Consider the following 12,145-nt stretch of genomic DNA (forward strand, 5'->3'; position numbering starts at 1 on the left):
CACCGCCCGGGGGCATCGTGCGGTCAGCCGTACGTGTCGCGTGGTCCGCGGCCGCGGACCCGCCGCGGTCCCTTCGACCACGACGGTGCGGCCGGGCCGTGGATGTGCAACCGGTGTACGACGTTGTGCCCGACCTCGTTGGCGATGCGCTGCAGCAGGGACCGGGCAAGCAGCCGCAACTGCGTCGCCCACGCGGTCGACTCCGCTTCCACGGTCAACTCGCCATCTTCCAGCTTGACCGGACGGCTGTGCTTGGCGATCTCCGGCCCGACCACCCGTTCCCACGCCCCGAAGACGGTGGCCTCGGCTGCCGGGCGCTGCCAGCCACGGGCCTTGACCAGCCGGGCGAGCACGTCACCGAACAGTTGCGGATCCCGCGGGTCCGGGCCGGCCCCGGAGTAGCCCCGCAACCGGCGGCTGCCGGACCGGGTGCCCGACCCGGCAGGGCCGCCGTCGGCCGCCGAGCCCGCCGCGGGATCGCGCTCGTCAGCACGGGTACGGCGGCGGGGGCGGCCAGCTTCCCGGCGGGCCTTGGCCGCGTCGAGCACCGCCCGGGCCAACTGCGGACCGGGCGCTGCCGCCGGTCCGCCAGCCCCGGTAGCCGGCTCAGCGGCCGACTCGGCGACCGACTCGGCGACCGACTCAGGCGGAACCGGCTGGCGTTGCCGTGGTTCGTCAGGCACGGCGCACCTCCCCCGAGGTCACTTCGAACCGCGTGCCGCGCAACTGCAGCGGCACGTCCTCGGCGACCGCGCAGGTCACCAGCAGTTGGCCGGCGCCGGACACCAGTCCGGCGAGACGCTCCCGCCGCCCGCCGTCGAGTTCGGCGAATACGTCGTCGAGGACGAGCACCGGTTCGATTCCCTCGGCGCGCAGCAGGTCGTACGCGGCCAGCCGCAGCGCCAACGCGCAGGACCACGACTCGCCGTGGCTGGCGTACCCCTTGACCGGCAGGCTGCCCAGACTGAGCTGCAGGTCATCGCGGTGTGGTCCGACCAGGGTGACCCCTCGTTCGACTTCGTTGCGACGGGCCTGCCGCAGTGCGTCGAGTAACGCCGATTCCAGCGCCGGCCGGTCCGGGGCCGGGCCCGTAGGCTCGGCGGGCCCGGTGCCGTCCTGCGGCAGTGCCCCGATGCCGTCGTCCGGTAGCTCGATCGAACAGCGGTAGCTCATGCCCGCCGGGGCGCTGCCCGCCGCGACCGCGTCGTAGGCCTTGGCCAGGTGCGGTGCCAGGGCGGTGACCAGCGCCAACCGGCCGGCCAGCAGGTCGGCACCGTGCCGGGCCAGATGCGCGTCCCACACGTCGAGCGTGCCGAGATCGCCGCCTCGCGTACCGCCGGTCTTGCGGGCCAGGTACGCGCTGCGCAGCAGTGCGTTTCGTTGCTTGACCACCCGGTCGTAGTCGGCTCGTACCGCTGCGAACCGCGGCATCCGGGTAACCAGGAGATCGTCGAGATACCGGCGGCGTTCCGCCGGATCACCCCGGACGATCTCCAGATCCTCGGGCGCGAACAGCACCAGGCGCAGCGCGCCGATCACGTCCCGCGCCCGGCGGGCGGGAGCCCGGCCGAGCCGGGCCCGATTGGCCCGACCGGGCACAATTTCCAACTCGACCAGGAGTTCGCGGGTGTCGTGCATGATCAGACATCGGATGATGGCCGATTCGGCGCCCACCCGGACCAGCGGCGCGTCGGTGGCCACCCGGTGGCTGCCCAGCGTGGCCAGGTAGCCGAGCGCCTCGATGAGGTTGGTCTTGCCGACGCCGTTGCGCCCGACCAGGACGCTGCCGCCCGGTTCGAAGGCCAGCTCGACCCGCTGGTACGAGCGGAAGTTGATCAGTTCGAGCCGGCGGACGTACACGGTGTCAGGGGCTCGACTGGACGGCGTGCCCGCCGAACTGGTTACGCAGCGCGGCCACCGCCTTCATCGCCGGCGAGTCCTCCTGCCGGGAGGTGAAGCGGGCGAACAGTGACGCGGCGATGACGTTCATGGGTACGCCGAGCCGGATCGCCTCCTCCACCGTCCATCTGCCTTCGCCGGTGTCTTCGGCGTACCCCCGCAAGGCGGCGAGCTGCGGATCCTCGTCCAGCGCGGCGTCGAGCAGGTCGAGCAGCCAGGACCGCACCACGGTGCCTTCCCGCCAGGACTTGATCACCCCGGGTACGTCGGTGATCAGGTCGGCCTGCCGCATGAGCTCGTAACCCTCGGCGTAGGCGTGCATCAGCGCGTACTCGACGCCGTTGTGCACCATCTTGGCGTAGTGCCCGGCACCGACCGGACCGGCGTGCGCGAAACCGTACGAACCGGCCGGCTTCAGCGCTTCGAAGATCGGCATCAGCCGTTGTACGTGGGCCGCGTCGCCGCCGACCATCAGGCCGTAGCCGTTCGCCCGGCCCCACACCCCGCCGGAGACCCCGACGTCGAGATAGCCGATGCCGTGGCGGGCCAGCCGCTCGGCCCGGGGCGCGTCGTCGGTGAACTTGGCATTGCCGCCGTCGATCACCAGGTCGTCGGGGCCCAGCAGCTCGCACAACTGCTCGACCACCGTGTCCGTCACCGTAGCCGGCACCATCGTCCAGACCGCGCGGGGAGGGGCCAACCGGTCGACGAGATCGGCCAGGCTGGCGACGTCGCTGACGGCTGGATCGCGGTCGTACCCGGTCACCTCGTGACCGGCGTCACGTAGCCGGTCACGCATGTTGCCGCCCATCCTGCCCATGCCGACGATGCCCAGTTGCACGGTGGTTCCCCCTCGGTCGGTGCTGATCCTTTCTAGCGGGTTACCCGGATCGGCATGATCAGATAGCGGTAACCGGGGATGATCTGCCCGTCATCGTCGGCCGGTGCGATCACCGCTGGTTTGAAGGCGTCCACGAAGGTGAAGACCGCGGTGGCGGACTGCAGGTTCTGCAGCCCGTCGATGAGGTACTGCGGGTTGAACCCGATTGTCAACGCCTCGCCGGTGAAGGTCGCCTCCATGGCCTCGCTGGCCCGCGCCTCCTCGGTGTTACCGGCTTCCACCACCAACCCGTCCGAGTTGAAGCTGAGCAGCACCGGGGTGGTGCGCTCGGCGACGAGCGCGACCCGGCGAACCACCTCGACCAGGGTGGCGACGCTCACCCGGGCCTCGGCGTTGTGGCTGGTCGGGAAGAGCGAACGCACCGGTGGGTAGTTCGCACCATCGAGCAGTCGGCTCGTCGTACGTCGGGTGCCGCCGGCGAATCCGATCATCCCTTCGCCGGCACCGCCCTGCGCCAACGCGATCGTGACCGCACCGCCGATCGGTCCGAGAGTCTTCGCGGTGTCGGCCAGCGTCCGGGCCGGAACCAGGGCGTTGAGGCTGATGTCGGAATCTCCGGGCTGCCAGTCGATCTCGCGGATGGCCAGCCGGTAACGGTCGGTCGCCAGCATGGCCAGTGCCGGACCGTTGAGCTCCAGCCGGACCCCGGTCATCATCGGCAGCGTCTCGTCCCGACCGGCGGCCACGGCGACCTGGGCGACCGCGGCGGCGAAGACCGGGGCGTCGACCGTGCCGGCGCTCGCCGGCATCTCCGGCAGCGTGGGGTAGTCCTCGACCGGCATGGTCGGCAGGGTGAACCGGGCACTGCCGCAGACCAGTTCCAAGTGGGCACCGACCGCTGCGATGTCGACCGGCTTCGCGGGCAGCGATTTGGTGATCTCGGCCAGCAGCCGGCCGGACACCAGCGCCGCTCCGTCGGCGTCGCCCTGGACATCGACCGTGACCTGGCTGGAAACCTCGTAGTCGAACCCGGAAACCTGCAACGCACCGTCGGTCACCCGGAGCATCGCGCCGGCCAGCACCGGCACCGACGGCCGATTCGGCAGGCTCTTCGCGGTCCACGCCACCGCGTCGGCGAGCGCGTCACGCTCCACCCGGAACTTCATGCCTTGCCTCCGCATTCATGCCGTGCCTCTGGGTCATTCAAATGATCTTCTGTGGTGCCAGACCCCTGACGTGGTCCTCGGCGGCTCGGACTGTCCCGGACAGCGGACCTCACCGAAACGATACTGCCGTCGGTCGACAGAGCCGCAACGATACCGCCGGCACCGGACGGACCTCCCGAACGATAGGCCAGTCCCTGGCGGGCGTGCGGCCACCCCCGGGTCGTCCGCGGGTCCACCGGTGCCCGGACGACCCCGGTCGGTCGGCCATCCACAGAATCCCCAACGCCGATGATTGGGTTTCGTTGTCTAGAAGATAAATCTCGTCGTCTTCATCGGCCCTGTGCACTCTGTGGACATCTCACGTTCATACAGCTCAGAGGCCCGGACACCGGTGGACAGGCTGTGGAGAAGGATGGGTGAAACCCCGGTTGCCGTCCACAGGCTGCCCGGCTGCACACAGGCTGCCCAGGTTATCCACAAGTTATCCACCGGTTGTCCCAAGGGTCTGTCCCCAGCTGTGGGTATCCGTGGCCGGGCGGACCGGCCCGTTGTCCCCAGAACCTTCAACAGCCGATGCACAGGGTGCCGGCCGGCTGTGGACAAAAGGTTACCGTCAGTGATGGTCCACAGCGATTTCCCCAGAAGTTGTCCACAGCCTGTGGACGACGGGCCGAAAAGAACCAGGGGGTTATCCACCGATCGTGGATAACCCCCTGTGGAAAACTGGGGAAAAGGTATGGACGGCCGCACCGGACCCGGGCGCCTAGGTGTTCTGCTTGATCCGGTTGGTCAGCTCGGCGATCTGGTTGTAGAGGGACCGGCGCTCGGCCATCTGCTGCCGGATCTTGCGGTCGGCATGCATCACCGTCGTGTGATCCCGCCCGCCGAACGCCTGGCCGATCCGCGGCAGCGACAGGTCGGTCAACTCCCGGCACAGGTACATGGCCACCTGCCTGGCGTTCACCAGGACGCGGGAACGCGAGTGCCCACGCAGGTCCTCGAGGCTGACACCGAAGTAGTCGGCGGTGGAGACCATGATCTGGTCGGCGGTGATCTCCGGCCCGGCGCCGTCGGGGATGAAGTCGCGCAGGACCTCCTCGGCCAGCCCCAACTCCACCGGCGAGCGGGTCAGGCTGGCGAACGCGGTCACCCGGATGAGCGCACCCTCCAACTCTCGGATGGAGTTCGCGATCCGGGAAGCGATGAACTCGAGGACGTCCGGCGGGGCGTACAGCCGCTCCTGGGCTGCCTTTTTCTGCAGGATCGCGATCCGGGTTTCCAGGTCCGGCGGCTGGATGTCCGCCAGCAGCCCCCACTCGAAGCGGGTCCGCAGCCGATCCTCCAGGGTGGCCAGCTGCTTGGGCGAGCGGTCCGAGGTGATCACGATCTGCTTGTTGGCGTTGTGCAGGGTGTTGAAGGTGTGGAAGAACTCCTCCTGCGTCCGCTCGCGGTTCTCCAGGAACTGGATGTCGTCGATCAGGAGGATGTCGACGTCGCGGTAGCGGCGCTGGAACGCGCTGGTCTTGTCGTCACGTAACGAGTTGATGAAGTCGTTGGTGAACTCCTCGGTCGAGACGTACCGGACCGAGCGGGCGTGGCCGAGCGTGGTGGCATAGTGGCCGATCGCGTGCAGCAGGTGCGTCTTGCCGAGTCCCGAGCTGCCGTAGATGAACAGCGGGTTGTACGCCTTCGCCGGCGACTCGGCGACGGCGACCGCCGCAGCGTGCGCGAAGCGGTTGGACGACCCGATGACGAATGTCTCGAACATGTACTTCGGGTTGAGCCGGTTGCCGCCGGTGTCGATACCCGGCCCGATCAGCCGGCGGTCCTCCCGACCGGTGCCGCGGTGCTCCGGCACGCGGCCGGGCCCGCTGTCCGGCGGGCCGGCCGCCAGCGCCGCACGGGCGGCCGGCCCGCCAGTGACGTACTCGTCGCCGAAGAGGGCCTCCTGGCCGGTGCGGGCGGTCGGCACCAATGGCGGCCTGGCCGGATCGGCCGGCACGTCGGGGTGCGCTACCCCGGGACGGGCGGGCTGGCCGTCCGGCGCGGCCGGGTCGGCGCCGACCATGTCGGTGGTGTGGCCGTCCGGCCGGTACCCGGCGGTCGGGTAACCGGGATCAGCGGGCGGCAGCTCTGGCTGGAAATCGACTGACTCCGCCTGGTACGGGCGGCCGTCGGTGGCGGTGCCGTACACCGTGCCCACCGGCCGGCCGTGGTTGTCCTCGGGTGGCCGGACGGTGACCGCGACCTGGATAGGTTTGCCCAGCCGGCGGGACAGCGCTTCGGTGATGGCCGGGCGCAGTCGTGATTCGATCACGTCGCGGGTGAAGGCGTCCGGAACGGAGAGCAACGCTGTGTCTTCGACAATGGCGCGTAGCCGGGTCAGCCGCAGGTAGGCCCGCTGCTGCGCAGAGACGATCTCATCCGCCAGCTCGTCCGTGGTCGCCATCCAGACCGCGCCGAGGTCTATCGTCTCGGCCACCGTCGCGCCACCCCCATCGCATCCGAGTACCCGGCGTCCGGCACCCGCGGTGCCAACTACCGGTCGGGACCGGTCCCGCTCTCGAAACAGGTACGACGAGCCATGCCGCGGGCCGCTGAGCTGACCGTCATCCACAAGTTATCCACAACCTGTGTGTACTACTGGCTGCGGCTCCCCGCTGTCCGCCGGAGCTGCCCCCCTGCCGATCCGACGTCTTGTGATCACCACCGCTGGCGGCCGATCCGGCCACCCGATTTGTACCGATGAAGCGGCACCAGGTGCTTCCTGATGCTTGACCGGCAATCGGGCACGCTAACAGCGTCATCCACAACCGTTCAACCGGCAGTCGCCGGTTACCGTGTCGGCATCAGTGAAAACGGCGTGCGGCGGCAGGCCAGACCGGCGGACCACCCTTGGCCCGGGCCTCGGGCCGGGGGTGCCAGGTCTCCCTCTGATAGGCTGTCGGAGTGTGCTGTGCCTTGTCGCGGAACGGCACTCTAGTTGGCTGAGCTGCACGATGTCGCTGAGCCGATCTCGCGGGCGGGGCCGATCTCGCGGGGCGGGATCGTGGCGAGGCGAAACCGTGGCCAGCTCCTCCAACGGGACTGATCACCCGACTCCGGCCCGGCCGGAGCTGCACCTGACGGAGAGTCTGACGTGAGCAAGCGCACCTACCAGCCGAACAACCGCCGGCGCGCGAAGACCCACGGCTTCCGGCTGCGGATGCGTACGCGTGCCGGCCGCGCCATCCTGTCCGCCCGCCGCGCCAAGGGCCGGACCCGCCTGTCTGCCTGACGCCCACCGGGCGTCGTGGATGCAGCGCGAGGAGCTCAGCCGCCATGTTGGCCGCCGATCAGCGCGTACGGCATCGTGCCGACTTCACCGACGTCATGCGTGGGGGGCGCCGGGCGGGCCGGGATTCGCTCGTCGTACATCTGCTGCTGCCGTCCGTAGCTGGTCCGGATAGCCGGCGCGTGCCAGCACGCGCCGGCTTCATCGTCTCCAGAGCCGTGGGGAACGCGGTGACTCGGAACACAGTACGGCGTCGGCTACGTCACCTGGTCCGAGCTCGGCTGCCGCACCTGCCCGCCGGCACCATGCTGGTCGTCCGGGCCCTACCGGCCGCGGCCGGACGACCAGCCACGCGACTCGCCGCCGACCTCGACGCGGCCTTGCGGGTCGCGCGATCCGCGCGACCCGCCGGCCGGTCTTCAGGCCGCCGGACCCGCAGGTCGCCGTCGGGTGCCGGCGGTGGCCCCGGGGAGGCCCAGTGAGCGGCGACAACGACCTGCCGCGACCGGCGACACCGGGTGGCCGCCTGCTGACAGCGGCAATCGTCGCGTACCGTCGTTGGATAAGCCCGGCTCTGCCGGCTCGCTGTCGGTTCTACCCGTCGTGCAGCGCGTACGCCCTGGAGGCGGTCGCCCGGCACGGAGCACTGCGGGGGGTGCTGCTGGCGTTCTGGCGGCTGCTGCGCTGCCACCCCTTCCACCCCGGTGGATATGACCCGGTACCGATGCCGGGCGGCCGCCGTGCCGATGCGACTGGAGCCCCGAATTGAGTCTCGACTGGATCTACTGGGCGATCTCGTGGATCCTCCTGTTCTGGCACTCGGCCTGGGACCGGATCGGAGTGCCCGCTGGGGAGGTCCTCGGCACCAACTGGTCCTGGATTCTGGCCATCGTGTTCCTGGTGGTCACCGTCCGGGTGATCCTCTTCCCGGTCTTCGTCAAGCAGATCAAGTCGCAGCGGGCCATGCAGGCCCTGCAGCCGAAGGTCAAGGAGCTGCAGGAGAAGCACAAAGGCGACCGGGAGACGCTCCAGAAAGAGATGATGGAGCTGTACCGGGTGGAGAAGGCGAACCCGCTGATGGGTTGCCTTCCGATGTTCCTGCAGATCCCGGTCTTCCTGGGGCTTTTCCACATCCTGCGGCGGCTCAACCCCGAGCGCACGGTCAACATCGACATATATGGATGGAGTGCGGAGCAGTTCTACGACGCCTCCAAAGCCAACCTGTTCGCCGCGCCGATCGCCGGCAAGTTCGGCTCGACGGCGGAAGAGCTCGTCGCGATGGGTGCGAGCGGCGTCACGGTCAAGGTGGTCGCCGGGATCCTCGTCGTCATCATGATCCTGACGACGTACCTGACCAGCCGGCAGATGATCCTCAAAACGGGATGGGCCGAGGACCCGCAACAGAAGATGATCCAGCGGCTGATGCTCTACGGCATCCCGGCCTCGCTGTTGATCTCCGGTGCGATCTTCCCGATTGGCGTGATCATCTACTGGGTCACCAACAACCTGGTCACCCTCGGCCAGCAACAGTGGGTGCTGCGCAAGTTCCCCCCGCCGCCGATGCCCGCAGGCAAAACAGCCAAGCCGGTCGCGAAGCAGACGGGTGGCCGTCCGCCGGCGAAGCCGGGCGCCACGACCGCCGGCAAGCCGGTGCCGGGCGACAGCAAGGCGAAGCCTGCGGGGATCTTCGCCCGCAAGGCGAACGGCGCCCAGCCTGAGCCGGCGGCACCAGCGCCAGCCCGCGAAGGGCTCAAGCCCAAGCCCGGTGCCAAGCCGGTCAATCCCAAGAAGCGGCGACCGGCCAAGCGTCCGGGATGACCGACAGGCATACGGCCCGATGCCACCCATGGCTGCGACTCCGGACAACGGTTGACCGCCCGGCGGTGGCAACCGCAGCCGTGCCATGCAGACGTCCCCGAGAACGTGCCGCCCGTACGCGGCGTCCTCGGGAAACCAGCGGACCGAACCGGTCCGGCCGAGCGAGTACGGAGATGACACCGTGACCGATACCAGCCTGCCCAGTGCCGACCAGGCGATCGACGAGAAAGCAGCCGCCACGAACGCGTTGGCCGATGCTGACGATGCTCTCGACGACACGGTCGGCGCCGGCGGCGACAACACCTCCTCTCCGGCTGAGGTCAGCGAGAACGAGCTGTTCCAGCAGAGCGAGATCGCCGCGGACTACGTCGAGGGCCTGCTGGACATTCTCGACTACGACGGCGACATCGACGAGTTGGTCTCCGCCGGTCGACCGGTGGTGGAGGTCGTGGGTGGCCAGCTCAACCCGTTGATCGGCCAGCGCGGCGCCACCTTGGAGGCACTGCAGGAACTCACCCGCCTCGCCATCTTCCGGCAGACCGGTAACCCGAGTCGCCTGCTACTCGATGTGGGCGGCTACCGGGCGAACCGCCGTAAGGAACTCGCCGCGGTCGCCCGGAACGCGGTCGAGAAGGTCAAGGAGTACGGCGAGCCGGTGCGGCTCGAGCCGATGTCGGCCTTCGAGCGCAAGTGCGTACACGATGTGGTCAACGCACTCGACGGCGTCCTCAGCGAGTCCGAGGGCGTTGAGCCGACGCGGCGGATCGTCGTCCGGCCGGCCGACTGAGCCCTCGGTGGTGCAGATGCCCCGAACGACCGACCAGGCGGCGACCGGCCCGGACAGCGATGACCTGTCCGGGCCGGTCCCGCTTGGTGCCAGCGGTGACGTCCCGAACGGGCTTGGACCGGCACCCGCCGCGGCTGCGGCGGTCTTCGGCGCCGGGCGAATGGAGCTAGCCACCCGATACGCCGAACTACTCGCGACCGACGGCGTATTGCGTGGCCTGATCGGCCCGCGGGAGGTGCCGAGGATCTGGGAGCGGCACCTGCTCAACTGTGCCGTGCTTGCCGAGTTGATCCCTATCGGCACCACGGTGCTGGACGTGGGTTCCGGGGCCGGCCTGCCCGGGATCGTTCTGGCTATCGCCAGACCCGATCTGACCGTCGTGCTCCTGGAACCGATGGCCCGTCGCAGCGCCTTTCTCCTCGAAGCCGTCAACGACCTCGACCTGGCGCAGCCGGTCGAGGTCATCCGGGGCCGCGCGCAGGAGCTGCAGCGCAGTAGCGCCGGTGGTGTGGCGCCGATCGTGACCGCACGAGCGCTCGCCCCACTCGACCGGCTGGCGACCTGGTGTCTGCCGCTCGCCAGTCCCGGTGGGCGGTTGCTCGCGATGAAGGGCAGTTCAGCCGGGGCCGAGATCGAGAAGTATGCGGCAGCGGTGCACCGAGCTGGAGGAGCGGTTCCCGTTGTCCGCCACTGCGGGGAGCGCTGGCTTGACCCGCCCACCACAGTCGTCGAGATTGCCCGACTCCCGGAGCGCCCACGACCCGGCACCCGAGGAGGTGCCGGACCTCGCTCCGTCAAGCATGGCTGATCGCCATTCGCTGACGATCGGTGCCAGGTGATTCGGTGGGCCAGGGAAACGTGACCGAAGCGGCTATCGGCTAAGGCGAGAAAGGTAAATGTTGTGCCACGTCGCACTGCAGGACGTGGCCACGCCGGCCCTGGTCCCCGTAGGCTGGCCGCGCGTCGATAGTGTGGACCGGGCGGCAGTGCGCAGCCGTATGACTTCCTGCCGCTTGATGCCGGACCGCACGCCACGCCCGAAAGCGCGGACGTGAGCGCTGGCGGTGCCGATCCATCCGAGGCGGGCAGGGATGACACGGTGCATGACAACGGTAATTACGACGATTCGCAGGTGATCGGCGACGGTCGTCGGGTCGGCGATTCCGCGATCGTTTCACGTGAAACGGCCCTCGAACGTGGCTGGCCGAACGAGAGATCGGACGCTGTCGTGAACGGCGGACCGGGACGCGCTCCCGGTGACCGTCGAGCGAACGGCAGTACCACGGCCGACGGCACGGTCTCGCCACCCCCTGACTCGCTCGATGCGGGCCGCCGGCCGGCCGCCGATGATCGGCCGAGGAGAGAGGATTCCGCTGTGAGTACGGCCTCTCCGCCGCCGGTCGACGCACTGAGGCACCCGCCCGAGCCGATCACTGATGGCCCGTACGTTTCACGTGAAACACCGTCCCGGGAAGAGGATGATCCCCCCTTGGCTATGGAGGCTTTGCGCGCCGTGCAGATTCTGAACCCCAGTGGCGAGGTGACCATGCCCCGGCCTGACCGGATGCGGGTCATGTGCGTTGCCAACCAGAAGGGCGGCGTCGGCAAGACGACCACGACAGTCAACCTCGCGGTCGCTCTGGCGCTGCACGGCAACCGCGTGATGGTGGTAGACCTTGACCCCCAGGGCAACGCCTCGACGGGACTGAACGTCCCGCATCACGCTGGCGTACCGGATGTCTATGACTGTCTGATCGACAACGTTCCGCTCGCCGAGGTCGCCCAGCCGGTGGAAGGACTGCCGAACCTGTGGTGCGTGCCCGCGACGATCGATCTCGCCGGGGCCGAGATCGAGCTCGTGTCCGTCGTAGCGCGTGAGTCCAGGCTGTCCCGGGCGATCGCCGCGCATCCGGTCGAGCTCGACTACGTATTCATCGACTGCCCTCCGTCGTTGGGCCTGCTGACGGTCAACGCTCTCGTCGCCGCCGAGGAGGTACTGATCCCGATCCAGTGCGAGTACTACGCCCTGGAAGGCCTGAATCAGTTGATTAACAACATCAACCTGGTCAGGCAGCACCTGAACCCGACGCTCGACGTGTCGACCATCCTGCTTACGATGTATGACCGCCGGACCAGGTTGGCGGACGCGGTCGAGCAGGACGTCCGTAACCACTTCGGCAACAAGGTCTTGCAGGCGGTCATCCCCCGGAACGTCCGTGTATCGGAGGCTCCGAGCTATGGCCAGTCGGTGATGACCTACGATCCCGGATCACGAGGCGCGACGAGCTATTTCGAGGCGGCTCAGGAAATCGCCGAGCGCGGGGTGGCCCGACTGGGCCGGAATGTCTGACAGGGTTGGT

Annotated in this window: 12 protein-coding genes; 7 read left to right on the forward strand and 5 right to left on the reverse strand. The window is 68.9% G+C overall.

Annotation, left to right across the window (positions count from 1 at the left end; translation table 11 throughout):
• Positions 1 to 23 precede the first annotated feature (23 nt).
• The 5 genes from ACN27F_RS19045 to dnaA form a co-directional block, all read right to left on the reverse strand.
• Complete coding sequence (locus ACN27F_RS19045; protein WP_421435216.1) at positions 24 to 683, reverse strand: DUF721 domain-containing protein; 660 nt, start codon at positions 681 to 683, stop codon at positions 24 to 26.
• On the reverse strand, positions 676 to 1,860 hold the full coding sequence (recF, locus tag ACN27F_RS19050) for a DNA replication/repair protein RecF (RefSeq protein ID WP_421435218.1): 1,185 nt from the start codon (positions 1,858 to 1,860) through the stop codon (positions 676 to 678). Before recF ends, ACN27F_RS19045 begins: the two co-directional genes overlap by 8 nt.
• Before the next feature lie 4 nt (positions 1,861 to 1,864).
• On the reverse strand, positions 1,865 to 2,740 hold the full coding sequence (gene gnd, locus ACN27F_RS19055; protein ID WP_421435220.1) for a phosphogluconate dehydrogenase (NAD(+)-dependent, decarboxylating): 876 nt from the start codon (positions 2,738 to 2,740) through the stop codon (positions 1,865 to 1,867).
• Between the two features lie 32 nt (positions 2,741 to 2,772).
• Positions 2,773 to 3,906 carry a DNA polymerase III subunit beta gene (dnaN, locus tag ACN27F_RS19060; RefSeq protein WP_421435223.1) on the reverse strand — a complete coding sequence of 378 codons (1,134 nt, stop codon included), beginning with the start codon at positions 3,904 to 3,906 and terminating at the stop codon, positions 2,773 to 2,775.
• Between the two features lie 763 nt (positions 3,907 to 4,669).
• Positions 4,670 to 6,388 (reverse strand): chromosomal replication initiator protein DnaA, encoded by a 1,719-nt coding sequence (gene dnaA / locus ACN27F_RS19065; protein ID WP_421435225.1) that lies wholly within the window; start codon positions 6,386 to 6,388, stop codon positions 4,670 to 4,672.
• 657 nt (positions 6,389 to 7,045) lie between these two features.
• Between dnaA and rpmH the strand changes: the two genes are divergently transcribed.
• From rpmH to ACN27F_RS19100, 7 genes are all read left to right on the forward strand, one after another.
• Positions 7,046 to 7,183 (forward strand): 50S ribosomal protein L34, encoded by a 138-nt coding sequence (gene rpmH, locus ACN27F_RS19070; protein ID WP_421435227.1) that lies wholly within the window; start codon positions 7,046 to 7,048, stop codon positions 7,181 to 7,183.
• 44 nt (positions 7,184 to 7,227) lie between these two features.
• The gene (rnpA, locus tag ACN27F_RS19075) at positions 7,228 to 7,662 is read left to right on the forward strand and encodes a ribonuclease P protein component (RefSeq protein WP_421435230.1); all 435 of its coding nucleotides are present in this window, start codon (positions 7,228 to 7,230) and stop codon (positions 7,660 to 7,662) included.
• The gene (yidD, locus tag ACN27F_RS19080; RefSeq protein WP_421435232.1) at positions 7,659 to 7,949 is read left to right on the forward strand and encodes a membrane protein insertion efficiency factor YidD; all 291 of its coding nucleotides are present in this window, start codon (positions 7,659 to 7,661) and stop codon (positions 7,947 to 7,949) included. Before rnpA ends, yidD begins: the two co-directional genes overlap by 4 nt.
• A complete protein-coding gene (gene yidC, locus ACN27F_RS19085) occupies positions 7,946 to 8,998 on the forward strand; it encodes a membrane protein insertase YidC (RefSeq protein ID WP_421435234.1) in 1,053 nt (350 codons plus the stop codon). Before yidD ends, yidC begins: the two co-directional genes overlap by 4 nt.
• A gap of 181 nt (positions 8,999 to 9,179) precedes the next feature.
• Entirely contained in the window at positions 9,180 to 9,785 is a 606-nt protein-coding gene (locus ACN27F_RS19090; protein ID WP_421435236.1) for a protein jag, read from the forward strand.
• Positions 9,786 to 9,945: 160 nt separating this feature from the next.
• Positions 9,946 to 10,593, forward strand: a complete 648-nt coding sequence (rsmG, locus tag ACN27F_RS19095; protein WP_421440312.1) for a 16S rRNA (guanine(527)-N(7))-methyltransferase RsmG — start codon at positions 9,946 to 9,948, stop codon at positions 10,591 to 10,593.
• 567 nt (positions 10,594 to 11,160) lie between these two features.
• Positions 11,161 to 12,135, forward strand: coding sequence for a ParA family protein (locus ACN27F_RS19100; RefSeq protein WP_421440313.1), 975 nt, complete (start codon positions 11,161 to 11,163; stop codon positions 12,133 to 12,135).
• Positions 12,136 to 12,145 lie beyond the last annotated feature (10 nt).

Origin of the sequence: Solwaraspora sp. WMMB335, assembly GCF_049179075.1 — a bacterium.
Lineage (GTDB): Bacteria > Actinomycetota > Actinomycetes > Mycobacteriales > Micromonosporaceae > Micromonospora_E.